This is a genomic window from Paenibacillus sp. FSL P2-0322, assembly GCF_037975315.1.
Lineage (GTDB): Bacteria > Bacillota > Bacilli > Paenibacillales > Paenibacillaceae > Paenibacillus > Paenibacillus polymyxa_B.
On sequence record NZ_CP150243.1, the window covers coordinates 1,405,170 to 1,430,947 of the forward strand.

A 25,778-nucleotide genomic window follows, 5' to 3' on the forward strand; every position below is an offset into this window, starting at 1 on the left:
GGCGAACCATCCTTTCAAGAATAACAGATTGCCGAAAAAATTGCATAATTAGGGTAAAAGCGAGCTCGCGGTGTCACTATATATAACAACAAATGGCTTTACCCTGATTAGGGACAATCCAAACAGCTACTCTTTGAGATATCCACCAAGATCTATTAGGAAAGGAGGTATAGATTGATGAAAAATGAATCGCAAAGACTTTTTACAGCTATTGCTCTCCCAAATGAGCATAAGAAGAAATTACATGATTGGGTGGAGCAGGATTTAAAAGACCTGACTTTTCGCAAATGGAGTGATTTTAGAGATTACCACGTGACACTTCAGTTTTTGGGTGATGTGGAGACCTCGGTTATACCGAAACTTGAGCAGGTTTTAGTTCAAGCTGCAGCTGAGCATGGCCCGTTCACACTCGGCATTGGAGAAGCAGGTTTTTTTGGCCGTGAAGAATTTCCGCGTGTACTGTGGAGGGGAGTGACTGGGCAGCGTGAGTCACTGGATCAATTGTACCAGTCCATACTCCAGGCTACGGAACCGCTGGGTTTTAAACCCGAGGAACGACCTTATCGACCTCATATCACCCTAGCACGCTCGTACACAGGAGAACAGCCTATTCCACCGTCTATTTGGCAGTCAAATGACCGATGCAGCGAGCCGTGGGAAGTGGGAGAATTTGTTTTATATGCAACCCGAATGGGTCAAAAACCAATGTACCAAATAATTCAAACATTCCCATTAATGAGGTGAAAGCCTTGATCTATCAGCGAATTTAGTGATATAGTGTTTCAGCGTTATTCAAAAGGCGCATTTTGGGTTACATATCTGAGGAATGTGCTTAAAGTTAACGGGAGGAACATTATGGAAATCGTTAAAGAACATCGTTGGTTTGCACCTCTTTTGAGTGTGCTGCTTGTTTGTATATTGGGGATAGGCCTCTACGCTGAGGTTCAGCAAACACAGAAAAATCATAAAAATACACCTATGCAATCTCTGAGCTGGTCAGGGAACTCTTCGGCTCCTTCATATGGCGACAGGATGGGGACCCATAACGGGTCAAACAGGACAAGCCCCATCTTTGTGGCTGCTCATGGGCAGCCAAGCTGGAAAGAAATCATGCCGACACCGTTACCCGCTTCCCAGATGAAGCAGGCGGAACAAGCTCGGAATAACGTTGCTACAGGCAAGAAAAAGCCTGAGGTCCAGCATAGCAAGTCCGCAATCCTAACCCCTCCTACAACCATCTACTTTACGAAGACAAAAATGCTCACTCAGGATGACAAGGCGTTGTCTACCTGGAGCTATCCTGTCTCCGCTAAAGAACTGCTCCTGCTGCAAAAAATAGTGATGGCAGAAGCAGAAGGCGAACCGTACGAAGGCAAAGTGGCAGTTGCCAACGTTGTCTTAAACCGGCTGCGGTCAGCCCCATTTCCCGATACAATTCAGGCAGTGATTTATCAAAAAGCGCAATTTAGTCCGGTCGCGAACGGGCGTCTTCGTCGTGTTCAGCCCAACCAGGACAGCATCCGTGCGGTTACTGCTGCTTTGAACGGCCATAAAGCCGTGCCTGATAACACCTGTTTTTTCCTGTCGCTTACGTTAGCCCAGGACCTTACGGTTCATCATTCGCGTACTAAGGTGAAAACTATCGGTCATCATACCTTTTATAAATGAGCATTTGGCATAAAACCCATGAGCGTTTCAAATCAGTAATGTATAGATTGAAACGGTTTAGTTGGCAGCCTTCTACAAATAACAGCCCTTTCTAAACAATAGGGTTCAGCTTTGTGAACGGATTTTGTGGTACAGGTGAAGCCAGTATGCAAAAGAGTTATAATAGGTAAAGGAAAGTAACCAAAATAATGAAAGTGACAAAGGAGGCGTAGATGATATGAAAATCACATATTATGGACATTCAGTTGTACTGGTAGAGACAGAGGGGAAACGGATTATTATTGATCCTTTTTTGACGGGAAATCCTAAGGCAACCGTAAAAGCTGAGGATATTCAGGTGGATGCCGTGTTGTTGACACACGGTCATGCTGATCATTTTGGAGATGCTGTTGAAATTGCCAAGCGCAATGATTGTCCAGTAATCGCGGTCGCGGAACTGGCTGAATATTGTTCATCCTTGGGAGCCAAAGCTCACGGTATGAATCTGGGTGGGGGTCACCACTTTGACGGTTTCCATGTGAAATTCACACTTGCATTCCACAGCTCATCTTTGACGGTGGACGGACAAACCATTTACATGGGAGAGCCTGCGGGGATTTTATTGACCATGGGAGGCCAAACCTTTTTCCATGCAGGGGATACTGGCTTGTTTGGCGACATGCGTCTCATTGGGGAAACTAACTCCATCGATGCTGCGGTATTGCCGATCGGAGATGGTTATACGATGGGACCGGAGGATGCATTGCTGGCAGCAAAATGGCTGCGTGCAAGCCGCGTAATACCGGTGCATTACAATACGTTCCCGGGTATTGAGCAGGACGGAGACGGCTTCTGTGATCGTCTACACAAAGAAGGCATTGAAGGGAAAGCATTGAAGCCCGGCGAAAGTCTCGAATTTTAATACGGATATCTGATTTGCGGGAATACACTTGATGGTCTATAAACTCATCAAATCTCCTTTGTCAGCCTTTTCTGTTCCTTAGAGGAATAGGAAAGGCTGTTTTTTAAAAGTGAATATTTATACATAAAAATGAGATATTTTTGCATTGATACGTTGAAGCTGTAATGTAAAAGATTTATTATCACAATCATAAAAACTTTGAATTGCTAACATGATAGGTCAATGATAAAATGATAGAACTAATTAGATTCATCAGTGGAATCGACGTATTTTTCAAGTCAAGCCATTGCATAATTATTGAAAAACATACGCATTCAGCGGACCGTACCGCCTTGAATACGTCACATGTTTTGTCCCCCATTCCTCGTAGTTGTTCTTTGAGTTACCTCTTGTTGCCACTGTCTTCTATTCGGCCGCCTGTATTTCAGGCCAGCATGACTTTATAACAGAAAGGTTGCGTTCCATGAGACAGACAGGTTTACCACCCAAACAGGGACTATATGATCCCCAATTCGAAAAAGACGCCTGCGGCATGGGCTTTGTTGCCCACATCAAGGGAAAACCATCGCACGATATTGTAAGTCAGGCTTTGACCATGCTCGTGAATATGGAGCATCGGGGCGGTCAGGGAAGTGAACCAAACTCCGGTGACGGAGCAGGGATTATGATTCAGGTCCCTCATCTGTTTTTTCAAGAGGAAGCGGAGCGATTGGGTTTCAAATTGCCAAAGGCCGGACATTATGGCGTTGGTATGCTTTTTGTATCCAATGATCCCAGAGTTCGTGAGGTACATGAGCAGAAGCTAAGAGATATCATCGTGGACGAAGGTCAAAATTGTTTGGGTTTTCGCGATGTTCCAACTTATGACGAAATGCTGGGGAAATCGGCAAAAGCAGCTAAACCGGGCGTGCGTCAGGTATTCATCGGTCGCAGTAGCGATCTGAAGGAAGAGCTGGACTTCGAACGGAAACTGTATGTCATTCGCAAACGTGCAGAGCTTGCTATTCGCTATAACCAAGAGGATGAGAACGGTGAGTCGTTCTATATTCCAAGTTTGTCATGTCGCAAGGTTGTATACAAAGGAATGCTGACAACCGAGCAGGTAGGCAAATTTTATCTGGATTTGCAGGATGAGCGGGTGACATCGGCGATCGCGCTGGTCCATTCCCGTTTTAGCACGAATACGTTCCCGAGCTGGGACCGTGCGCATCCTTATCGTTTTATGATTCACAACGGTGAAATCAATACTATGCGCGGCAACGTGAACTGGATGCATGCTCGCCAGGCGCAGTTTGAAAGCGAAGCGTTTGGTGGAGATATCAAGAAGGTAAAACCAGTCATTAACCCAGATGGCTCCGATACAGCCATGTTTGATAATACGCTGGAGTTTCTGTATCTGAGCGGACGTTCCCTTCCTCATGTAGCCATGATGATGGTGCCGGAGCCTTGGAACAAGCATGAAACCATGGACCCGAAGAAGCGAGCATTTTATGAATATCACAGCACCATGATGGAACCGTGGGACGGACCTGCTGCGATGGCGTTTACAGACGGTATCCAAATCGGAGCCATTCTCGACCGCAACGGTCTGCGTCCTGCACGTTACTATGTGACCAAGGACGATCTGATCGCACTGTCTTCAGAGGCGGGTGTATTGGATATTGCTCCTGAAAATGTGCTCTATAAGGATCGTCTCCGTCCGGGTCGTATGCTGTTGGTTGATACCCAAGAAGGCCGTATCGTTTCTGACGAAGAGTTAAAGGAACGTATCGCTTCCGAGGAACCTTATCAGCAATGGCTGGATGAGCACTTGGTTGATCTGGATGAGCTGCCAGAAGCACTAGAACAGCCGGAGCCTAAACATGAAAATGTAAATCAGCTTCAGCTCGCTTTTGGATATACGTTTGAAGAACTGCGCAAAATTCTGGAGCCGATGGCACTTACAGGTGCAGAACCGATTGGCTCAATGGGGTACGACGCACCATTGGCGGTGCTGTCTGATCGTCCGCAACGTTTGTACAATTACTTTAAACAAATGTTTGCTCAAGTCACGAACCCGCCGATTGACGCCATTCGTGAAGAGATTGTAACATCAACCGCAACTACGATTGGGCCAGAGCGCAATTTACTGCATCCAGAACCAGAAAGCTGTCGTCAGATTCGTTTGGATTCGCCGGTGTTGTCGAATGAGGAGTTTGCCAAAATTCGCCACGTACACCGTCCGGGCTTCAAATCAATGACAATTCCGATCTTCTTTGAAGCGAAGGAAGGTGCTGAGGGCTTACGCAAGGCGCTGGAAGGATTGTTTGAGGCGGCTGACCGTGTCATTGACAAAGGTCATAACATCCTGATTTTGTCCGACCGTGGAGTGGATGCGGAAAATGCGGCCATTCCGGCGTTGCTAGCTGTTTCCAGCCTGCATCACCATCTGATTAAGCAGGGTACACGTACACGTGTGAGCATTTTGCTGGAGTCCGGGGAGCCAAGGGATATTCACCATTATGCGGTGCTGCTTGGATACGGTGTGAGCGCGGTTAATCCTTATCTGGCTTTTGAAACGCTGGATGTCATGATTCAGCAGGGCTTGCTGCGCGGCATCTCGCACGAAAAGGCAGTTAAAAATTATATTAAAGCGGCAACAAAGGGTGTCGTTAAAATATTGTCCAAAATGGGTATTTCCACGATTCAGTCGTACCGTGGAGCACAAATTTTTGAGGCTGTAGGTCTGAAACAGGATTTTGTTGACCGTTATTTCACCTGGACACCTTCCCGCATTGGCGGTATCGGTCTGGAGGAAGTGACTACGGAAGCGCTGGTTCATCATAACCGTGCTTTCACCGACAAGGACGGCAACGACAAAGTGCTGGATTCGGGCGGCGACTATCAATGGCGTAACGACGGGGAAGAGCATTTGTTTAACCCGCAAACGGTGCATTTGCTCCAGCAGTCGGTTCGCTCTGGAGACTACAAGTTATACAAGAAATACGCCAAGCTGGTGCAGGGCGAAACGGAACAGCATTTAACGATCCGCTCGATGCTTCAGTTGAAGCCTACGGGTGAGCCTGTGCCGCTGGAAGAAGTGGAATCCGCTGCATCCATTATGCGTCGCTTCAAGACAGGAGCCATGTCCTTTGGCTCGATCAGTCAGGAAGCGCATGAAGATATGGCGATTGCGATGAATCGGATCGGTGGCAAGAGCAATACGGGTGAAGGTGGGGAGAACCCTGCACGTTTCATTCCGGATGCCAATGGCGATTCTCGTCGCAGTTCGATTAAGCAGGTAGCGTCAGGCCGATTCGGTGTAACATCGAATTACTTGGTGAATGCCGACGAAATTCAGATCAAAATGGCGCAAGGCGCGAAGCCGGGTGAAGGTGGACAACTGCCAGGACGTAAGGTATACCCTTGGGTTGCTGAGGTACGTGGTTCTACGCCAGGAGTAGGTTTGATTTCACCACCGCCGCATCACGATATTTATTCTATCGAGGATTTGGCAGAGCTCATCTATGATCTCAAAAACGCCAATCCGCGTGCTGACATTAACGTGAAACTGGTGTCAGAAGTAGGCGTAGGCACGATTGCTACAGGGGTAGCAAAAGGCCGTGCTGACATTATTCTGGTCAGCGGTTACGACGGTGGTACAGGCGCTTCCCCGCAAGGCTCCATTCGCCATGCAGGTATGCCTTGGGAGCTGGGTCTGGCGGAGACGCATCAGACGCTGATGTTGAACAACCTGCGCGACCGCGTGGTATTGGAGACAGACGGCAAGATGCTGTCTGGCCGCGATTTGGTAGTAGCTGCCCTGTTGGGCGCGGAAGAATACGGCTTCTCTACAGCGCCGCTCGTGGCGTTGGGCTGTATTATGATGCGGGTATGCCAAATGGATACATGTCCGGTTGGTGTGGCTACGCAGAATCCGGAGCTGCGCAAAAATTATATGGGCGATCCTGCCCATGTGGTGAATTTTATGCGTTTCATCGCAGAAGATGTCCGTGAAATTATGGCGGAATTGGGCTTCCGTACAATTCAGGAAATGATTGGACGTACGGATTGTCTGGATACCGTGAACGCCGATTCGCATTGGAAGAAGAAGGGCGTAGACCTGAGCTTGCTGTTGCATGTTCCTGAGTTGGAAGAAGGTAGTGTACGTTACCGCGTACAACGCCAAAATCACGGTCTGGAAGAAACACTCGACATGCAGCAGCTCGTACCGATGGCTGCGGAAGCGCTGGAGAACGGAACGCCTGTTGAGGGTACCTTACCTATTACAAACGTAAATCGGGCGGTAGGAACGATTCTGGGCAGCGAGGTCACCCGTAAGTATGGAGCGGCGGGTCTGCCAGAGGATACGATTCGCTTTAACTTTATTGGATCGGCAGGTCAGAGCTTCGGGGCATTTATTCCGAAAGGCATCACGCTGAGCGTGGAAGGCGATAGCAATGACTATGTCGGTAAAGGGCTATCTGGCGGTAAGGTTATAGTGAAAAAGTCTCACAAAGCAACCTTTAAGGCAGAAGAGAACATTATTATCGGAAATACAGCCTTGTATGGAGCGACCAGCGGTGAAGCTTACATTAGCGGAATCGCAGGCGAGCGCTTTGCCGTTCGGAACTCCGGCGCACGTATTGTAGTTGAGGGCGTTGGGGATCATGGTTGCGAATATATGACGGGCGGACGTGTAGCGGTATTGGGTGGAACCGGACGGAATTTTGGAGCCGGAATGTCCGGAGGTATTGCATATGTCTATGACCCTGAGGGGACTTTCCTGAGCCGTTGTAATCTGGAAATGGTGTTGCTGGAAGGTGTGGAAGAACCTGCAGAAGCAGCGGATTTGCGCGGCTTGATTCAACGCCATGTCACTTACACGGGTAGTGAAGCGGGACAACGTATTTTGGATGATTGGCAGACTGCGATTCAGCAGTTTGTACGGGTGATTCCAAAGGATTACAAGCGTATGGTTGAACAGATCCAAAAAGAAGAGGCAACTGGTTTGAGCGGAGATGAAGCTCTGTTGGCAGCATTTGAAGCCAATATGCGTGAATTGGCGCGTGCCGGGGGCTAAAATGTAGACTACCAAATTTACTAAAAAAGGACTCGCTGAATACCGCTGTTATAATCACGGTGGTACCAGCAAGTCTTTTTTAGGTTGCTAAAAATGTGATTCATTTCCTTGACAAACGTCATAAATTCTGACATTACCCCCAAAATGTTTTCCTGAAACGGTAAATATGTTATAAAAAGTACCAAATTTTTTGGAATGTAACCGTTTACGTAAGAGTTTATGTCTTGTTATTTATTTTTGGATTGGTTATGATTTTTTTAGAGTACACAAACAAACCTAATATGCCCATCGTCCCTTCAAAACACAGAATAGGGTGACAGGATGAAGTTGAGGAAGTCAGCAGAAGACAAAATGATTTTTTTATACCGTTATGTATCACTATCTCTAACGTCACTTGTTTTTCTGTTCGAATCATCTAGGTTAATCGTGTGGCAGAAGCTATTACTGATTGGTTTTCTATTTTTATCCGTTACAGCATTTACTTGGATTTACCGTAAATACAGACTTCATGATATGGTATTGAAATGCAGCATTGCACTAGAAACAGCAGGGATCATTTTGTTGTTATTCCCAACCGGAGGGATGGATAGCCCGTTCAAATGGTATGTGATTACCCCCATGCTGGTGGCTTGTGCTCATCTGTCTATGAGATACAGTTGGACACTCCTCCTTTCTTATATCGGCTTGGTGCTTACATTTTGTTATATCTTTTTTACACCAGGTCAATATTTTTTGTGGGATCTTATATTGCAGAATATCAATTTGTTTCTGGTACTGATCGTAACTACGATGGCAATGCAGGTTATCGGCGTCATGAAGGACGAACTGAAGGTGGCTAAAGAACAAGCCAATGAGACGATGGATCATATCAAGTCGATTTACCACATCATGGAGACGACCAGCCACAATGAGGCTTTAAATCTCGGCCAGGTCATCTCAGACTATACTGTCAAGCTAACAAAGCAGAGCCGTGCATTTTTCTGGCTGGATAGTCAGGAGGAGGATGCACCGGAAAGTAGCCAGACAGGCTGGACGGTAGAGGAGGAGGAGCAGCTATTTGAGGAGCTGGGGAATTATCGGGAGGAATTCAGGGAAGAGCGTGAACCATTTTTCAGACATCTGCCAGAATGGGGCGATTTCCTCATGATCACAGTACCGATGACGACCCGTTTTGTAGCGACGATTGGCCTCAAGCTGGGCCCGGATCAAAGTCTGACAGGAAGACGCTGGCTCGTGCAACAACTGATATTCTTGGCTGAGCTGAGCGCTGTGTTCTTGGAGCGCTATGAGCTGGAGCGTATTGAAAATCAGCTGATTGTGACGAATGAGCAGAACCGAATTGCAAATGAAATGCATGACAATGTTTCTCAAAGTCTTTTTGGTATTGTGTACGCAACGCATTCTCTCCGGCAAACCTGGTGTCATCAGCCAAAGGAGCAGGTGGAGGAGCAAATTGATCTAATTCAGCAATCTGCTAACCAAGCGGTTAGAGAGCTGAAAGGGGCGATTCATAGTCTAAGCTCGAAAAAAAGCGGAGGCTCAACTTGGTTAGGGACGGTGAAAAGTCATCTCCATACACTCTCCAAGCTGAACCATGTACAAATTGATTTTGACATTCATGGTGATCATTATTCACTTCCGTATTTGTACCAAAAAGCTTTGTTCCGCATCATTTCCGAAGCGGCGGGGAACGCAATCCGTCATGGATTGGCCAAGCGAATTGATGTGAAGTTAAAATTGACGCCCCAAGTGATTAGACTGTCTATTCATGACGACGGAGTAGGGTTTGAGACGGCGAGAATGGTAGCAGGAGGTGAGGCGGTCAGTGCAGGCGGGGGCCTGGGCATGATGAATATGGAATATTTAGCTCAATCGATGGGAGGCGAATTTGATATTTCAAGTCGAATCGGAGAGGGAACACAGATCCGATTGTCCATTCCGGTAAATGCTTATGAATGAGGATTTTGCAAAATCCTCGAATAAAATGCGTGAACATTCTGCAATACAAAATCTGCGGTAACAATCGGATACATAGGGATTATGCAAATCCTGAACTGTAGACAGGAGGCCGAATCATGAAAATTGTCATTGTCGATGATCATCCTTTAGTACGGAAAGGACTCGCTGCGGTTATATCCATGCAGCCCAATGTTCAGTTTGCGGGAGAGGCCCAGAATCAACAGGAAGCACTTGTGGTGATCGAGGAAACAGATCCGGATCTGGTGCTGCTGGATTTGAAACTAGCTGATGAATCGGGGCTGGATATTATCAAGATAGCGCGCGGACGTGGTTTCAGAAGCAAATTTATTTTGCTGACCTCTTCCGCAACACGTGAAGATTTTCTGAAAGCAGAGGAAGCTTCCGTGGATGGTTATGTGCTTAAGGAAGCATTGCCTGAGGAATTAATTTACGCGATTCATCTTGTCAACAAAGGACGCAAATATTATGATCCGGCTATTCTCGAAAACAAGCTGCGTGAAGATGCGGGCAATCTGTCGGACGACCTGACGCCAAAGGAAAAGGAAGTGCTGGTCGAGCTGGGACAAGGAGCCTGCAATCGTGAAATTGCATCGCGGTTATTTATCAGTGAGTTCACAGTCAAAAAGCATGTCAGTCAGATCTTGGCCAAGCTGCGGCTGGCGGATCGTACGCAGGCAGCATTGTATGCCAATGCCATTGGTCTGGCGAAGTACGAGCCAACAAACATGGTATGATGCGCTGACTCTATAAGCTGCGCTGCACTTTTATATGCGAGTGGAAAGAAAAGCCTCAAAATCACCAAGCTTTGTGATTTTGAGGCTTTTTTCGATTTCTTTTTCCATAATCGACAAAGCATGGTACAAAAGTATACCATGCCGTATCCGAAAGTATACATTTCCCTCCCCCCATAGTGAGGGAGAAAGTGCCATTCGGTTCCATGTCGTTCACAGAGCCAATTGTTACAATAAAGTCATACTTAAATATGAAGAGAAATTGTATAGGAGGGAGGATTTTTGTGGAGAAAACCATTTTGGATTATCTAGTCCTGATCAAAAGAAGATTGTGGCTGATCGCAATTTTTGTCATTCTCTCATGTGTAACAACATACTTTGTGAGCGACAATGTTGTGAAGCCAGTCTATTCCGCTTCAAGCCAACTGCTGGTTAATCATATTTCCGCCAAGCAGGGGAGTAACAATCTGAACGACGTCAACACAAGTCTTAATTTGGTGGAAAGCTACAAGCAAATTCTCACTTCACCTAAAATTATGGACGCTGTTGTAGCGGCTCATCCCGAGTTCGGTTTGACGCAGCAGAAGTTGGCAGAGAAGCTGCAGATTAAATCCTCGGATAAAAGTCAGGTTATCGGTTTGACGTTTGAGGCAGGGAGCTATCCACAGGCCGCAGCGGTTGTAAACGCGGTAACCCAGAAATTCGTACAGACAGTTCCGGGATTGATGGAATTGAATAATGTGAAAATTTTAAATGAAGCGGACCCTCAGGCCAATCCTGACCCGATTAATGGGAACCCGCTCATGAATATTGCGATTAGTTTTCTCGTATCGCTGATGATTGCATTGGGCACGATTGTGTTCCTGGAAAGCATTAACGGCACGCTGCGCTCGGAGAAAGAAGCGGACGCGGACATCGGTATTCCGGTAATCGCATCGATTCCAGTCATTCGCAAGAAAGACGTCGATGGAGCAGCCGGAAATTCCAAAGAACGGGTAGGGGAGCGTAAATATGCTGCGATTGAATGACATGTTGATTACAGAAAGTAATCCATCATCGTATATCTCGGAATCATTTCGATCCCTCCGTACATACATCCGGCAGCAGGTGATTGGGCAAAAGGACCGTGGCACGGTTCTATTGTTGACCTCGCCGGAAAGCGGAGCGGGTAAAACTACACTGCTCGCCAACATCGGAGTTTCCTTTGCACAAGAAGGCAAGAAGGTGGCTCTGGTGGATTGCAATCTGCATAAACCAGCGCTGCACGAAATATTCGGAATGGAGAATACCGCAGGTCTATCGGCTTATTTGCGCGGTGGGGCTTCTTCCAAGTCTATCGTTAGGCATGGTGGGCTGGAGCTATCGGTTGTTCCCGGTGGAGACACCCTGTACAACGCAGCAGATCTGCTCGGTAGCGAACGTATGGCTGAGCTGCTGGAAGAGCTCAAACGTGAATATGACATCATCTTGCTTGATTCGGCTCCGGCGTTGAATTATACGGATGCTCGCTTGATTGCAGGCTTGACGGATGGTGTGATTCTCGTTGCTAGACATGGTCGTACCAAACGGGAAGATCTACGCAAAACAAAGCAACTCATGGAGCAGGCCAGTGCGACGCTGGTTGGAATTGTGATGAATCAGGTGAAGTAAGCAACACCAAAATTCGATGAAGCAAGGAGAATGAGTGCGATGACGAAAAGAGTGAAAAAGGCCATTATTCCAGCAGCAGGGTTAGGTACGCGCTTCCTCCCTGCCACAAAAGCGATGCCTAAGGAAATGCTTCCAATTATCAATAAGCCTACGATTCAATATATCGTGGAAGAAGCGATTGCTTCGGGTATTGAGGACATTATTATCGTTACGGGTAAAGGCAAACGTGCCATTGAGGACCACTTTGACAACGCATTTGAGCTGGAATCCAAACTGCTCGAGGACGGTAAGCTGAAACTTCTGGAGGAAGTACAGCGTTCTTCGGGAGTGGAAATTCACTACATTCGCCAAAAAGAACCCAAAGGTCTTGGACATGCGGTATGGTGCGCAAGACGCTTTATCGGGGACGAGCCGTTTGGTGTGCTGCTGGGCGATGATATCGTAACAGGTCAAAAACCTTGCCTGCGCCAGCTGATGGATCAGTATGAGGAAACTCAAAATTCGGTTATCGGTGTGCAGCGGGTACCGCAGGAATTTACGAACCGGTACGGCATCATTGAACCGGATCAGCAGGACGGACGCTTGTACCGAGTGAATAATTTTATAGAAAAACCGGCTCCAGGCACAGCGCCATCTGATTTGGCTATTATGGGTCGCTACGTGTTCTCGCCGAAAATTTTCAAATATCTTGATCTTCAGGAAAAAGGAGCTGGCGGCGAAATTCAGTTGACGGATGCGATCCAAAAGCTGAATCAGAGTGAGCGTGTGTACGCCTATGATTTTGAAGGCACTCGTTATGACGTGGGTGAGCGTCTTGGATATATTTTAACCACACTTGAATTTGCACTTGCCAGCGATGATTTGAAGTATCCGGTTATGGAGGCCATGAATGAATGGTTGAAAAAGACCGAGAAAGCAACCACGGCAGGTTGAGAGGGGGTACGTCAGCATGAGCATGGAAAATTTACCGGAGGACGGCGAGGCTGTCATGTCAGGTAAAGCGTTTTACATGCCATACGGAAATACACAAATTCAGGATAAAACGTCCTACCTGGTCACAAAACGCCTCCTTGATATGCTGCTGTCGTTCGTGGGCTTGATCGTCTTGCTTCCGCTTTTTGTAGTGGTAGGCGTTTTGATTAAGCTCGAAGACCCAAAGGGAAGCGTGTTTTTCAAGCAAACTCGGGTGGGCAAGAATGAGAAGTTATTCGATATGTATAAATTCCGTTCAATGGTGTCCAATGCAGAGGAACTGAAAAAGGACTTGATGGAGCTGAATGAAGTGAGCGGCGCCATGTTTAAAATTAAAAACGATCCTCGGATCACGAAAATTGGCAGTTTTCTGCGCAAGACGAGTATTGATGAGATTCCGCAGCTGTGGAACGTGTTGGTCGGCGACATGACTTTAGTCGGTCCGCGTCCGCCGTTGCCCAGCGAGGTCGAGCAATATTCTGATTATGATAAGCAACGCCTGATTGTAACACCGGGATGTACGGGTTACTGGCAGGTGAGCGCACGTAACAGTGTAGGCTTCGAAGAAATGGTGCAAATGGATTTGAAGTATATTCATGTTCGCAATACGTGGCTCGATTTGAAAATCATCATGAAAACAGGCGTTAAAATGCTGTTCTCCAAGGATGCTTACTGATGGATGCATTCAAGCGATGTCCCGCAGTGTCCGTCGTTATTTGCACCTATAACCGGGCGGACCTGCTGGAGAAAACGTTAATGTCCCTGCTGGAGCTGGAAGACCTTGCACTGGCTGAGATCATTGTGGTCGATAACCGATCCACCGATCATACAGCAGCGACGATCAAAAGGTTCACCGTCGCCCATGGTCAGAATATCCATCTCCGATATCATTATGAGCGCGAACAAGGACTGTCTGCTGCTCGCAATGCAGGCATTACGTTATCAAGAGCGGAAGTCATTGCTTTTCTCGATGATGATGCAATTCCGTGTGTTACATGGTTGCAAACGATTATGTCAGCATTCGGGAACAATCCTGAGCTGACGGCTATGGGTGGGAAAATTGACCCTATGTTTGAGACGGAACGACCGGGTTGGCTAACAGGCCCGCTTGAACTGCCTTACACGATTATTGATCTGGGCAAAGCCGTTCGTGAATATCCGTCTGGACTGAATCCATTTGGAGCGAATATGGCGATGCGCAAAACGGCTTTTGCCGCCGTTATGTTCCCGCTTCATCTAGGCAGAAAGGGAGATATCCTTCTATCAGGTGAAGAATCGTGGGTATTCGAGCAAATCCGTAAAAATGGTGGAACGATTATGTATCATCCACACATGTCTGTGGAACATTTTGTGCCGGCTTCACGGTTAACGAAAGAATGGATCATGAACCGCTACTATTGTCAGGGCATGTCTAACGCTGCTCAGGCCGTAGGTCTGCGCGGCAACGCGATGCTGATGGCGAAGACGGCAGCCAAAGTGTTATACATCACTTTGGATTCCCTGCTGGCACGTAGTGAGGGCAGGAAGCTGTTGAACCGGTGCAGGCTTGAAAGTATCCGTGGGACACTGGATACACTGCGCAACCGGAAAAGCGAGTCAGCTGCGGGGTGAAAGATGGAACATGAGTAACTATCCTTGGACTACTAGAATAAACACCATACAGCATGTTTTTATTTTTCTACTGGGCGCTCTTGCTGTAGGAATTGCGGCTACCTATCAGCCGGTGGTCAGTATTGCGGCGGTATGTTTACTGCTCTTGCTGGCTGTTTCTATCCATCATCCAGAGCGCATCAGCTACGCTGTTTTGCTAAGTACAGCAGTCTCAGTCGATTCTCTGTATCAGGGTGGCGTGTTCGGTATTGAGATTTTGTCATTGTACAAATTGGGCATTTTGGCTCTGCTGGTGCCGTGCATGCTCGTGTATGGCATACGTCTCAAGTTCAGCTATCCGGTCTGGGCATTGGTGATCATGCTGGGGATCACATTTGGATTTTCAGCATGGCTGCCTTTGTTAACGACCTCGATTGCCGTTAAGGCGTTCGTCGGTTTATCACTCCCTTTCTTTTTTTTACTGATCCAGTGGAAAAAGGATGTAGCAGAAAAGCATATCCGACTGATCAGTCTGTTGCCAATTATTAGTGTGGTCATTGGATTGGGTTTGCAGGTTCTAGGGCTGCATTCGTTTACGGATGTAGAATTTACGGGCGCAGTCAGAGTACAAGGAGCGAATATACCGCCGCATCTGGCAATGCTCTCCTTTCTCGGAATTGCCGTCTCTCTAATTGAGGTCAAGCGTAAACCCAAGCAAGCCGCATTTTATTACACTGTGTTGGCACTGAACTTTCTGATTCTGATCGCCACCGGTACACGTGGACCGATTCTGGCATTGTTATTAATGTTTGCTGTGTATCTGTTTGATATTGCCCGTCAGTACCTCAAGGGGAAAGTCAATTATTTGCTACCGCTGGCCGGATCGTTTTTGGTTGCTCTGGGGGCGGTGGCCCTGCAATGGAACAATTTAAAAAAACGCTCCTTCGAACGGGAGACCGATACAGGCATTGACCTGTCGGGACGCTCGGAGGCATGGGAATATTTTTTGAACAGAGTACATGATTACCCTTGGTCAGGGAGAGGTCTTGGCGCGGTAACGGTCGCGAACGATGGGACATTATTCAATGGCTTTGTTGTACCGCATAACGAGTATATACGCTTTTATTTTGACACGGGATATATCGGTTGCGGGCTATTAATGCTTTCATTGCTGATCGTGTTCGCTCTCATTTACCGGTCGCTTGCCAAGTCTATCAAACCTTATTTTGTAAGCTTAATTGCAGGCTTTCTGATCTACTCGTTTTCAGATAATACGTTGTCGACGGTTCAGATGATTATTCCATTTTGCTGGTATTTGAACGCGTTATACCAGACATCTACTCAAACCGATTTTCGCAAAGAGAAGTGATACGATGAGCAGAGTGAACATGTTCGATGTCAACTTTGATAATTACGATTTTAATGATCTACTCGAATTTATAGATACCTCTATTGAACATCAGCGTCATTCCTACATTTTGACCTGTAATGTCGATCATGTGATCAAGCTTCGCAAGGATGATGAATTCCGCAAGGTGTATTCGGATGCCGGAGCTGTAGTGGCCGATGGGATGCCTATCATATGGGCGTCCAAGTTACTGAAAAAACCCCTCAAACAAAAGGTCTCCGGGTCAGATTTGTTCACTCGGTTGGGAGAGGCTTTTGAGGATCGAGGCTATCGTTTATTTTTTCTGGGTGCAGCTGACGGTATTCCTGAGAAGGCTATGCTCAATCTCCAGGAATCTTATCCGAACATGAATGTGGTGGGCTGTTACTCTCCTTCTTATGGTTTTGAGAAAAACGAGGAGGAGAATAGGCACATTATCCAACTGCTTCAAGAGGCTCGCCCGGACATCGTTTTTGTAGGTGTAGGCGCCCCTAAACAGGAAAAATGGATCTACAGATATTACGAGACTTACCGCGCTCCGATTTCGATTGGGGTGGGAGCGACCTTTGATTTCCTGTCGGGAAATGTGAAAAGAGCACCGGAGCTGATGCAGAAGACGGGATTTGAATGGTTCTGGAGGTTGTCTCAGGAGCCTAAACGATTGTGGAAAAGATATTTGATTGAGGATTCCCAATTTCTCGTTCTGCTGTTTAAGGAGATGTTCAAGCGGAAGCGGATGAAGGGAGGTCAGGGGTGAGAAACATGAGTCGGTTGGCAGATCAGCAGATTTCCGTTTGGCTAGGAAATCGGCGTGGAATCAGCATGATCGGCATGGGGTTGCTGGCTTGTATGTTGCCACTCGCCATCGGATTTGTCAGCGCCAAGATGAATCCCACCATGAGCCAGCAGGGAGCCATATTGCTGGCGCTCGTTTTTCCGGCCTTCCTGCTGGCGATCTTGCAATCGCGGCTACTGATTCCTTACACACTGGCAGTGTGGGCAGTAGGCCCGGAAATCCGCCGCATTGCGGATTGGATGGAGGGAACGTATCACTCGGTTTCCTTGTTGAGCGTGGCACCGCTGCTGGTAAGCAGTATGTTGATTATTCCTGTGTTGCGAGGCATTCATCAGGCGGAAAAACCCTTGACCCGAATTGCTGTATTTTTCGGCATAGAATTGGCCTACGGAAGTGTGGTCGGGTTATTCAAAAATGGTATTGTTTTTGCTTATGATTTAGCCAATTATGTGGTTCCTTTGATCCTGTTGCCTTATCTTGCGATTAAGCCCATGAAGGCGAAGGAGCTGGACCGACTGCTGTATTCATATGCCAACATTGCTGTTCTTGTGGCAATTTACGGCATTATTCAGTACTTGACGGTGCCTCCGTGGGATGCATTTTGGATGAATCATGTAGAAATGAATTCCATTGGTGTTCCAGAACCACTTCAAATCAGAGTATTTTCTTCCATGAACTCGCCCGGTCCCTGCGCTATTTTCCTGGCGATGGCACTTGTACCCATGCTAATGGAAAAACGTTGGCGTGGCACTTTGGGATGGATCGGAATCCTGCTGACGGTCGTTTGTCTCTTAATCACGCTGGTACGTTCAGCCTGGCTAATTGCATTCGTCATGTTACTGGCTTACATTCTCAGTTCATCTTCCAAGGGAAAGTGGAAAACCTTGTTTCAACTAGCTATAGTTGGCCTTCTTCTCTATATCATTGTTCCAAAACTTCCAGGGGCAGAAGGTTTGGTGGCTCGCATGCAGACGCTGACGGATATTCAGCAGGATCATTCGTACAATGAACGTTTGGATTTACTGCATACGATGCTTCCGGCGATTGCTGGCAATCCGGTCGGGCAGGGGATTGGGAGTGTAGGAATCGGAACCAAGCTTGATAACGGCGGCGATCTCGGCGAACTTGGGATTATGGATAATGGATATATCGCCATTTTCCTCACCTTCGGTATTTTCGGGGCATTCTTTTTCTTCGGTGGTCTCTTCGTTATCATCAAGCGCCTTCTCGCCCGTATTGCCGCACGAGATGCCAGTCAGCCTTATATCAGACTGGCGTTGGCTACGTGGGCCGGAGCTGTAGCCAGTCTCATATCAGATAATGGTTTCCCCGGTATGCGCGGCTATCTGATCTGGATGATGATCGGAATAGGACTATGGGCAAAAGATGTCATCGCGGAAAGAAGGTAAAGGCTGTGCAAAACTTACAAGCATTATCCGCACCTGTCCGGACACTATGGTCCACGGTGATTCGGTTTGCCAAAAGCAAGGATAACAGCTCTGCAGCAGTAAAAACGATGATATTCAGTATGCTGATTCTCGTCGTGAATATGCTGACTGGTGTGCTAACGGCACGATTCCTGGGTCCTACTGGACGCGGGGAACAGACAGCGATGGTGAACTGGTCCCAATTTCTCGCCTTCTGCATGAGCTTCGGTGTCCCATCTGCATTAATTTACAATGCGAAAAGGAAACCGGAGGAAACGGGCAAGCTGTATGGTCTGGCCTTGCTGCTGGCTACCATGTTCGGGGGCTTGGCGACACTCGTCGGAGTTTTTCTAATTCCTTATTGGCTGCGCTCTTTTTCTTCATCGGTCATACTTTTCGCGCAGTGCTCCATGATGATGTGTCCGCTCATAGCGATTTCACAGATCAATAATGCATTGCTTCAAGTTCGCTCGGAATATAAGCAGTACAATTTATTCCGGTATCTGGTACCGCTAAGTACACTGCTGGGTCTGGCGATTCTGATCTTAACCGGAAATATGAATCCGTACACCTCGGCATTGGCCTATTTACTGCCGGGCTTGCCGATTTATATTGGTGTCACGATACGAATGATTCGGCTGTACAAACCAAAGGTAAAGAACAGCTGGACGCAATTTAAAAATCTCTTTACCTACGGTATGGGTTCATACGGAAATGATCTCATGGGGCAGGTTTCCACTTATATTGATCAGATTTTGATTGCGGGTCTGCTCAGACCCGCTGATCTCGGTTTATATGCAGTAGCGGTCAGCTTGGCCAGGATGGTGAATGTATTTTCTACCTCGATCATTGTCGTGCTGTTTCCCAAAGCCTCCGGTCTGAATAAGGAAGAGGCGGTGGCCATAACATTTCGGGCATTTCGAGTGACATCAACGGCAACCTTTCTGGCTGCGGTGATGCTGATGCTGATTGCTCCGTTCGTATTTACATTGTTATATGGTCAAGAGTTTAAACAAGCGCTTACGGTATTCCGGTTCCTGGTGCTTGAGGTTGCTATCAGTGGGGGAACCATGGTGCTGGCACAACAATTTATGGCGTTGGGTAAGCCCAAACTGGTTACCATTCTACAGGGTGTCGGATTGGCGCTCGTCATTCCATTGCTGTCCATACTCGTACCGAAATATGGATTGACGGGTGCAGGGATAGCAATGCTGTCTTCGGGGATTCTACGGTTCATTTTCATTTTATGTAATGTTAAATTCGTTCTAAAAATGAAGATTCCAAGACTGCTTATTTCCAAACAAGATTTTCAATGGCTCCGATCAACGATGTCACACTACATCCGGAAAAAGCCAGTTAACGGTTAGATAAAGAAGGAGGCACCCGCTAATGAACCACATGTCTAGCGTTCCCGCGGACAACCGGATATCCGTAGTTATTATCGCTCAGGATGATGGCACTCGAATCACAGCCGCCATTAAATCCTGCAAGCCCTTTGCGGACGATATCGTCGTCATTGACGGAGGGAGCAAGGACAATACGATTCAGGTAGCTGAATCCTTGGGCTGTCGGGTGTTTTCCAACCCGTGGCCCGGTTATGCCAAACAGCGCATGTTTGGTGTTGAAAAAGCGGAATTTGATTGGATATTCCTGATTGATACGGACGAAGTAGTGGATGCAGAGTTGCTTGGAGACTTGTTGAAAGTAAAGGAAACGCTCCACGATCCGGCCAAAGCATATTCCGTATTCCGGATTGGAGATTTTCTCGGCAAATGGATGAACAAAGGCGAATACCTGGTTCGTTTGTACAATCGGCGTATTTATGGCATTACGAATAGTCTTGTTCATGAAATGCCGGATGTAGCCTCTTCCCAGATTGTCAATCTGGAGGGCGTGTTATGGCACTACGGCTTCCGCAGCATCAGTGATCATATGACCCGTTTTAACAAATATACAGATCTGGAAGCAGAGACGGCATTTAACAAAGGAAGATCCTTTCGGATTACCAGACTGTTGTGGCGGCCTCCTGCCCGCTTTGTGCAGAAGTATTTTGTCCAAGGCTTATACCGCAAGGGATTGGCGGGTTTTGCCGTAGCAGTATTCTGGGTGATGTATGAGTTTCTCGTCTGCTTCAAGCATTATGAGCTAACCAAGCGGCGAAAAAAGATAGAAATCGTGGATGACGGACATACCGAGCAGAAAGGAGAAACCAGCTATGTCGTACAATAACGGATTTCGTATTGCGGCAACGGGGCTTAGCTGGCCGTCCTTGCAGCCAGGAGGCCTCAACACATATTTCAAATCCATCTGTGAGCAGCTTACGTTAGAGCGCAATACGCTGGATGCTCTAATCTGTAGTGACGAGCAGCCGCAGGCGCCCGACCGTATTCGGATTCATTCGATTGGCAGCAAGCAGCAATCCATGTGGAAGCGTCGAGAGCTAATGCAAAAATATGCAGCAGAGCTGTTTGACAAGCAACCGACGGATGTACTGTATTCCCATTTTGCTCCCTATGGTGTCGGACCGGCGCTGGAGGCGAAAAAAAGAGGAATTCCGGTAGTTACCACCTTTCACGGACCGTGGACGGAGGAAATGAAGATTGAAGGACAGGGCATCAAGCATTTGCTAAAAACGACGTTGGCTAAATCCATTGAAATGAAGGCCTACGGATTGGCGGATAAATTTATAGTGCTAAGCGAAACCTTTCGGGATATTTTGCATGAGCACTATAAGGTTCCACTCAGCAAAATTCATGTTATTCCTGGTGCGGCGAATGTAGAAAGGTTCCACCCGGCAGAGGATCAAGAAGCGGTGCGGAAGCGCCTGAATTTGCCGCAAAATGCGACGATTGTGCTCACCGTTCGTCGTCTTGTTAATCGAATGGGACTGCTACAGCTACTGGAAGCATGGCGACGAGTAACCGAGCGTCATCCTGATCATGTGTTGCTGATTGGAGGGAAGGGCCCCTTGATGGAGGAATTGGCTTCCAAGGTGGCGGAATACAATCTTCATAACCATGTAAGGCTGCTCGGTTATGTGTCAGATGAGGAGCTTCCACTGTACCACCAAGCATCGAATTTGTTCGTTGTACCTACACAGGCACTGGAAGGTTTCGGTCTGATCACAGTGGAGGCGATGGCCTCGGGACTGCCGGTGCTGGCGACTCCTGTGGGTGGCAATAAGGAGATTTTAAGAGGATTCCGTCCCGAGCTTTTGTTCAAGGGAACGGATAGTGAAGCCATTGCTGAAGGGTTGCTGCGTGTGCTGGATCATCGTGAACTTCTACCGAATGCAAGGGAATGCCGGGACCATGTCCTGAGCAGATATACATGGGGACATGTAGCGGAGCAGGTGGAAGAGGTGTTCCGACAGGTCCTTGATAGAAAGGCGGCGGCGAAATGATGAGAGTAGCTTATATTGACCATACGGCAAGATGGAGCGGCGGCGAAGTCGCTTTGTATAACATACTGACGAATATCGGGGAACATATCGACCCGCTCGTTATTTTGGCAGAGGAGGGCGATTTAGCAGATCGGCTTCGGCAGCGTGATATTGATGTGCGCATCGTTCCATTGGACGATTCGATTCGCAATCGGGGACGGAATGCCGTGAATCTAGGTGCGCCTGCAGCAGCTTTTCGTTTGCTGGCTTACGGTAGAAAACTTGCGCCCTTGCTGCGTGAGGAAAAGGTCGTGTGCGTTCACACGAACTCGCTCAAGTCTGCACTGTATGGTACAGTAGCCGCCAAATCGGCGAAGCTGCCCTTGATCTGGCATATCCGTGACCACATCGGTCCGCCGTATCTGAAGCCGATTGTGGCCAAAGGGATTCGGCTGATGTCCCGCTTTTTGCCCAACGGAGTGATTGCAAATTCCAAATCCACGCTGAGTGCGTTGGAGTTACCCCCGGACAAAAAGACGCTCGTCGTTTACTCTGCTTTTGCCAAAGCAATTACAGCACGTGACACGGCTGCGGATTCACGTGGTGATGACTCGTTTAACGTCGTATTGGTCGGCAGATTGGCGGAATGGAAGGGACAGCATATTTTACTGGAAGCGGCACGCTCCTTTTTACCGGATCAGCGCGTGAAATTCTGGCTGGCTGGAGATGCGTTGTTCGGAGAAGAGGAATACAAGCAACGATTAGAGTCCACGATGCGCGAATACGGGTTGGCTAACGTCAATCTGCTGGGACACGTCGATGACATTCAAGGCCTGATGCAGCGTTGTGATTTGCTGATTCATACCTCTATTACACCAGAACCATTCGGTCAGGTCATTATTGAAGGCATGGCTGCGGGTCTCCCAGTGATTGCTTCCAATGAGGGTGGACCCAAGGAAACGGTGGTACCCCATGAAACCGGGCTGCTTATTGAACCGGGTGATCCGGCTAAGCTGGAAGAAGCCATCCGCTGGATGTTGGAGCATCCACAAGAACGTCAGCAGATGGGTGAGAGAGGGATGGAACGGGTCAAAAAGCATTTTGTCATCGAGAACACAGTTAAGGATATAGTTCATTACTATAAGGGTTTGTTGGCAGGAGTCTGACCGACATTCGCGTTAAAGGATGATTCAGATGAAAATAGCGATAGCACACGATTACTTAATCCAAATGGGCGGAGCGGAAAGGGTAGTAGAGGTATTCCACGATATGTATCCGGAGGCTCCTATCTTCACAACGGTGTTCAGCGACGACCGCCTGTCGCGTAACTTGAAGGATGCGGATATTAGAGCCACTTGGCTACAAAAAGTCCCAGGGGTGAAGGACAACTTCAAAGGAGTGCTGCCGCTGTATCCCATTGCTATCCGTGATTTTGATTTTAGGGATTTCGACATTGTTTTAAGCTCCAGTAGTGCATTTATGAAAAGCATCCAGGTACCCAAACATACGTTTCACATTTGTTATTGTCACACACCGATGCGGTTTGCCTGGGATTACGATACATATATGGCCCGGCAGTCCAAATCCAACCTGCTCAAAAACATGCTCAAGCTGTACATGAACCGGTTGAAAACATGGGATGCCAAAACTTCTCGCAACGTAGACCAGTTTGTTGCCAACTCTTCGGTTGTTAAACGAAGAATTTTGCACTATTACCAAAGGGATTCGGATGTGATTTTCCCACCTATTAATACATCCCGTTTTAAACGCGCTACAAACATCGGTGACTATTACCTGATCGTATCCCGATTGGTGTCCTACAAGCGCATCGATCTCGCGATCGAAGCATTCAAACGTAACGGTCTCAAGCTGCGCATTGTGGGTGAAGGACCGGACCGTAAACGACTCGAAGGTATGGCTGCTCCGAACATTGAGTTCCTCGGCAGGCTTGAGGATGAAGAGGTTAACAAGCTGATGGCAGAATGCCGAGCGCTCGTTTTTCCTGGTGAAGAGGACTTCGGTATTACGCCTTTGGAGGCGAATGCGGCCGGACGGCCTGTCATCGCTTTTCAGGGTGGGGGAGCGCTGGATACGATTGTTCCTCATGTGAACGGCGTATTTTTCCGCAAGCATCAAGTAGAGGATGTGCTGGAGGCCGTCGAAAAGGTTGAGCAACATGCATGGAATGTGGACGATATCATTACCCATGCCCGCAAATTTGATGAAGAAAACTTCAAGGATCAATTAAAAAAGTATGTAGAACAAGCCTATGTGAATTTTCTAAAAGGAGGATGAACGGAATGAAGCTGGCTGTAATCGGTACTGGATACGTTGGGCTCGTCTCGGGTGTATGTTTTGCGCAAAAAGGTAATGAGGTGATTTGTGTCGATCTGGAGCAGCACAAAATCGACATGTTGAACCGGGCAGAATCTCCGATTTATGAACCGGGTATTGAGGAATTGATCGCGTTGAATCTGGAAGCGGGCCGGTTGGAGTTCACCTCGGATTTGGCCGATGCGGTACGCCGCTCGGATATCGTAATTTTGGCGGTAGGTACGCCTTCTCTGGCTAACGGCGAGGCGAATTTGTCGTACATTGAACAGGCGGCCGCTGATGTTGGGAAAGCCATGAACGGGTATAAGATTATTATGACCAAGAGTACTGTACCTGTCGGAACGAACGAAAAGATTAAGGACGTGTTGGCTCGTCACACGAGTTTGTCTTTCGATATCGTCTCCGCGCCGGAGTTCTTGAGAGAAGGCTCAGCCATCAATGATACGCTTCATCCGGATCGCATCATTATTGGTTTGGACAATACAGGATTGCGTGAAACCATGGTCACTCTGCATCAGGTCTTCACGGATAAAATCTATGTGACGGATATCCGTAGTGCTGAAATGATCAAATACGCGTCCAATGCGTTTCTGGCAACTAAAATTTCGTTCATTAACGAAATCGCTAATATTTGCGAAAAGGTTGGCGCCGATGTAACCTGTGTGGCTGACGGTATGGGTATGGACAAACGGATTGGCTCCTCTTTTCTACAAGCAGGGATCGGGTATGGTGGCTCTTGCTTTCCAAAAGACACAAATGCGCTTATCCAAATTGCAGGTAATGTAGACTATGAATTTAAGTTGTTGAAATCGGTGGTCGAGGTGAATACCGACCAGCGCTTTATGATTGTATCCAAGCTGCGCGAATCGCTGGGTCAACTGAACGGTGTGTCCATTGGCATTTGGGGCCTCGCCTTCAAGCCCAATACAGATGACATCCGCGAAGCTCCAGCACTGGAAATCGTAGAAACGCTCATTCAGGCAGGCGCTATTGTCAAGCTGTATGATCCTATTGCGATGGATAAATTCAAGGAGCGCGTGGATCACCCGAATATTGTATGGTGCTTGTCCCCACAGCAAGCCGCTGAAGGTAGCGACGCTGTGTGCCTGTTGACCGATTGGGAAGAGTTCAAAAAGGTTGATCTCGTACAACTGGCCTCCATTCTGCACAAACCGGTTCTCATTGACGGTCGTAACGTATTCGGTGAGGAACAGATCCAAGGCTCCGGGCTGGAATACTACTCCGTGGGTCGTCCGCGGATGAGTGGGTGGAATCGGGATAAAGTGGAAGTTTAAAAGTGACAGATTAAAAAGTGACTGTGGCGGTGTTGGAGGCGCTGAAGGCGCTGCGCGTGCAGATTGTTCTTCCGATTGCTGTTACCCCCGGATTTTCTGGATTATATAAAACATTCAAAGGTTAAAATCCGGGGATAAAGGCAAACGCTGACGCTTCTTCAGAACAATTCTGCCCGCTCCGCTGCTTTTCGCCGTGGAGTCACAATTTTTAAACTCCCACCTTATGGGGGGAGTAGAAGGGCAGATCAGAAGGAGCGGCGCGGTTGATGCCGCTCCTTCCGATCAAGCGGCGCTGCGCCGCCCCTGTGGAGCAAGCACTACCATGCGGATACGCTATGCTGCTCCTGCGACGCAAAGACGCCATTGCTGTTGCCGAAGGCGTGAGATTTTTACAGGCTGACCGGACTTAATAATGTCCGGTCGTGCCTTTTGCACCACAAGGTATGATCGATATGATGCATTTTTTGAGTAGCGAAGGGTTGGATTTGAATCTGGAGAAGCGATAGTGTTCGCCTTTGGACCGGGATTCAAACCTTTATACGATTTTATACAATCGAATGAATCCCGGTCCAACAGCGATCGTAAGATCAAATCCAGCCTGTA

The 25,778-nt window shown here is 47.7% G+C and carries 21 protein-coding genes; all 21 read left to right on the top strand.

Going from position 1 to position 25,778, the window contains the following annotated elements:
• Positions 1 to 177 precede the first annotated feature (177 nt).
• Positions 178 to 744 carry an RNA 2',3'-cyclic phosphodiesterase gene (gene thpR, locus MKY24_RS06170; RefSeq protein WP_075153885.1) on the top strand — a complete coding sequence of 189 codons (567 nt, stop codon included), beginning with the start codon at positions 178 to 180 and terminating at the stop codon, positions 742 to 744.
• A 111-nt stretch (positions 745 to 855) separates the two neighbouring features.
• Positions 856 to 1,668 (top strand): cell wall hydrolase, encoded by an 813-nt coding sequence (locus tag MKY24_RS06175; RefSeq protein WP_053324848.1) that lies wholly within the window; start codon positions 856 to 858, stop codon positions 1,666 to 1,668.
• Positions 1,669 to 1,885: 217 nt separating this feature from the next.
• Positions 1,886 to 2,569, top strand: coding sequence for a metal-dependent hydrolase (locus MKY24_RS06180; protein ID WP_339201622.1), 684 nt, complete (start codon positions 1,886 to 1,888; stop codon positions 2,567 to 2,569).
• Between the two features lie 463 nt (positions 2,570 to 3,032).
• Positions 3,033 to 7,631, top strand: coding sequence for a glutamate synthase large subunit (gene gltB / locus MKY24_RS06185; protein WP_339201623.1), 4,599 nt, complete (start codon positions 3,033 to 3,035; stop codon positions 7,629 to 7,631).
• A 321-nt stretch (positions 7,632 to 7,952) separates the two neighbouring features.
• A complete protein-coding gene (locus MKY24_RS06190; protein ID WP_028543112.1) occupies positions 7,953 to 9,590 on the top strand; it encodes an ATP-binding protein in 1,638 nt (545 codons plus the stop codon).
• A 116-nt stretch (positions 9,591 to 9,706) separates the two neighbouring features.
• Positions 9,707 to 10,345 (top strand): response regulator transcription factor, encoded by a 639-nt coding sequence (locus tag MKY24_RS06195; RefSeq protein ID WP_013309148.1) that lies wholly within the window; start codon positions 9,707 to 9,709, stop codon positions 10,343 to 10,345.
• A 281-nt stretch (positions 10,346 to 10,626) separates the two neighbouring features.
• Positions 10,627 to 11,370 (top strand): Wzz/FepE/Etk N-terminal domain-containing protein, encoded by a 744-nt coding sequence (locus MKY24_RS06200; protein WP_023987416.1) that lies wholly within the window; start codon positions 10,627 to 10,629, stop codon positions 11,368 to 11,370.
• Complete coding sequence (locus MKY24_RS06205; protein WP_028543111.1) at positions 11,354 to 11,992, top strand: CpsD/CapB family tyrosine-protein kinase; 639 nt, start codon at positions 11,354 to 11,356, stop codon at positions 11,990 to 11,992. Before MKY24_RS06200 ends, MKY24_RS06205 begins: the two co-directional genes overlap by 17 nt.
• A gap of 39 nt (positions 11,993 to 12,031) precedes the next feature.
• Entirely contained in the window at positions 12,032 to 12,925 is an 894-nt protein-coding gene (gene galU / locus MKY24_RS06210) for a UTP--glucose-1-phosphate uridylyltransferase GalU (protein ID WP_013309151.1), read from the top strand.
• A gap of 16 nt (positions 12,926 to 12,941) precedes the next feature.
• On the top strand, positions 12,942 to 13,640 hold the full coding sequence (locus tag MKY24_RS06215; protein ID WP_013309152.1) for a sugar transferase: 699 nt from the start codon (positions 12,942 to 12,944) through the stop codon (positions 13,638 to 13,640).
• The gene (locus tag MKY24_RS06220) at positions 13,640 to 14,575 is read left to right on the top strand and encodes a glycosyltransferase (RefSeq protein WP_013309153.1); all 936 of its coding nucleotides are present in this window, start codon (positions 13,640 to 13,642) and stop codon (positions 14,573 to 14,575) included. Before MKY24_RS06215 ends, MKY24_RS06220 begins: the two co-directional genes overlap by 1 nt.
• A gap of 10 nt (positions 14,576 to 14,585) precedes the next feature.
• The gene (locus MKY24_RS06225; RefSeq protein ID WP_023987419.1) at positions 14,586 to 15,923 is read left to right on the top strand and encodes an O-antigen ligase family protein; all 1,338 of its coding nucleotides are present in this window, start codon (positions 14,586 to 14,588) and stop codon (positions 15,921 to 15,923) included.
• A gap of 4 nt (positions 15,924 to 15,927) precedes the next feature.
• The gene (locus tag MKY24_RS06230; protein ID WP_028543109.1) at positions 15,928 to 16,698 is read left to right on the top strand and encodes a WecB/TagA/CpsF family glycosyltransferase; all 771 of its coding nucleotides are present in this window, start codon (positions 15,928 to 15,930) and stop codon (positions 16,696 to 16,698) included.
• A gap of 5 nt (positions 16,699 to 16,703) precedes the next feature.
• Positions 16,704 to 18,146, top strand: a complete 1,443-nt coding sequence (locus MKY24_RS06235) for an O-antigen ligase family protein (protein WP_023987420.1) — start codon at positions 16,704 to 16,706, stop codon at positions 18,144 to 18,146.
• Between the two features lie 5 nt (positions 18,147 to 18,151).
• Positions 18,152 to 19,531 carry an oligosaccharide flippase family protein gene (locus MKY24_RS06240; RefSeq protein WP_013309157.1) on the top strand — a complete coding sequence of 460 codons (1,380 nt, stop codon included), beginning with the start codon at positions 18,152 to 18,154 and terminating at the stop codon, positions 19,529 to 19,531.
• Positions 19,532 to 19,553: 22 nt separating this feature from the next.
• Positions 19,554 to 20,393, top strand: a complete 840-nt coding sequence (locus tag MKY24_RS06245; protein WP_023987421.1) for a glycosyltransferase family 2 protein — start codon at positions 19,554 to 19,556, stop codon at positions 20,391 to 20,393.
• Positions 20,380 to 21,567 (top strand): glycosyltransferase family 4 protein, encoded by a 1,188-nt coding sequence (locus MKY24_RS06250; RefSeq protein WP_023987422.1) that lies wholly within the window; start codon positions 20,380 to 20,382, stop codon positions 21,565 to 21,567. The genes MKY24_RS06245 and MKY24_RS06250 overlap by 14 nt, the downstream gene beginning before the upstream one ends.
• Positions 21,564 to 22,712 (top strand): glycosyltransferase family 4 protein, encoded by a 1,149-nt coding sequence (locus MKY24_RS06255; RefSeq protein ID WP_028543108.1) that lies wholly within the window; start codon positions 21,564 to 21,566, stop codon positions 22,710 to 22,712. The genes MKY24_RS06250 and MKY24_RS06255 overlap by 4 nt, the downstream gene beginning before the upstream one ends.
• 28 nt (positions 22,713 to 22,740) lie before the next feature.
• Entirely contained in the window at positions 22,741 to 23,841 is a 1,101-nt protein-coding gene (locus MKY24_RS06260) for a glycosyltransferase (RefSeq protein ID WP_023987424.1), read from the top strand.
• Positions 23,842 to 23,846: 5 nt separating this feature from the next.
• Positions 23,847 to 25,175, top strand: coding sequence for a UDP-glucose/GDP-mannose dehydrogenase family protein (locus MKY24_RS06265; protein ID WP_028543107.1), 1,329 nt, complete (start codon positions 23,847 to 23,849; stop codon positions 25,173 to 25,175).
• Positions 25,176 to 25,438: 263 nt separating this feature from the next.
• The gene (locus MKY24_RS06270) at positions 25,439 to 25,585 is read left to right on the top strand and encodes a hypothetical protein (protein ID WP_155613653.1); all 147 of its coding nucleotides are present in this window, start codon (positions 25,439 to 25,441) and stop codon (positions 25,583 to 25,585) included.
• The last annotated feature ends 193 nt before the right edge of the window (positions 25,586 to 25,778 follow it).

Coding starts and splice junctions, on each gene's coding strand:
- thpR (WP_075153885.1), top strand. CDS start 178: ATGAAAAATGAATCGCAAAGACTTTTTACAGCTATTGCTCTCCCAAAT.
- MKY24_RS06175 (WP_053324848.1), top strand. CDS start 856: ATGGAAATCGTTAAAGAACATCGTTGGTTTGCACCTCTTTTGAGTGTG.
- MKY24_RS06180 (WP_339201622.1), top strand. CDS start 1,886: ATGAAAATCACATATTATGGACATTCAGTTGTACTGGTAGAGACAGAG.
- gltB (WP_339201623.1), top strand. CDS start 3,033: ATGAGACAGACAGGTTTACCACCCAAACAGGGACTATATGATCCCCAA.
- MKY24_RS06190 (WP_028543112.1), top strand. CDS start 7,953: ATGAAGTTGAGGAAGTCAGCAGAAGACAAAATGATTTTTTTATACCGT.
- MKY24_RS06195 (WP_013309148.1), top strand. CDS start 9,707: ATGAAAATTGTCATTGTCGATGATCATCCTTTAGTACGGAAAGGACTC.
- MKY24_RS06205 (WP_028543111.1), top strand. CDS start 11,354: ATGCTGCGATTGAATGACATGTTGATTACAGAAAGTAATCCATCATCG.
- galU (WP_013309151.1), top strand. CDS start 12,032: ATGACGAAAAGAGTGAAAAAGGCCATTATTCCAGCAGCAGGGTTAGGT.
- MKY24_RS06215 (WP_013309152.1), top strand. CDS start 12,942: ATGAGCATGGAAAATTTACCGGAGGACGGCGAGGCTGTCATGTCAGGT.
- MKY24_RS06220 (WP_013309153.1), top strand. CDS start 13,640: ATGGATGCATTCAAGCGATGTCCCGCAGTGTCCGTCGTTATTTGCACC.
- MKY24_RS06225 (WP_023987419.1), top strand. CDS start 14,586: ATGAGTAACTATCCTTGGACTACTAGAATAAACACCATACAGCATGTT.
- MKY24_RS06230 (WP_028543109.1), top strand. CDS start 15,928: ATGAGCAGAGTGAACATGTTCGATGTCAACTTTGATAATTACGATTTT.
- MKY24_RS06235 (WP_023987420.1), top strand. CDS start 16,704: ATGAGTCGGTTGGCAGATCAGCAGATTTCCGTTTGGCTAGGAAATCGG.
- MKY24_RS06245 (WP_023987421.1), top strand. CDS start 19,554: ATGAACCACATGTCTAGCGTTCCCGCGGACAACCGGATATCCGTAGTT.
- MKY24_RS06250 (WP_023987422.1), top strand. CDS start 20,380: ATGTCGTACAATAACGGATTTCGTATTGCGGCAACGGGGCTTAGCTGG.
- MKY24_RS06255 (WP_028543108.1), top strand. CDS start 21,564: ATGATGAGAGTAGCTTATATTGACCATACGGCAAGATGGAGCGGCGGC.
- MKY24_RS06260 (WP_023987424.1), top strand. CDS start 22,741: ATGAAAATAGCGATAGCACACGATTACTTAATCCAAATGGGCGGAGCG.
- MKY24_RS06265 (WP_028543107.1), top strand. CDS start 23,847: ATGAAGCTGGCTGTAATCGGTACTGGATACGTTGGGCTCGTCTCGGGT.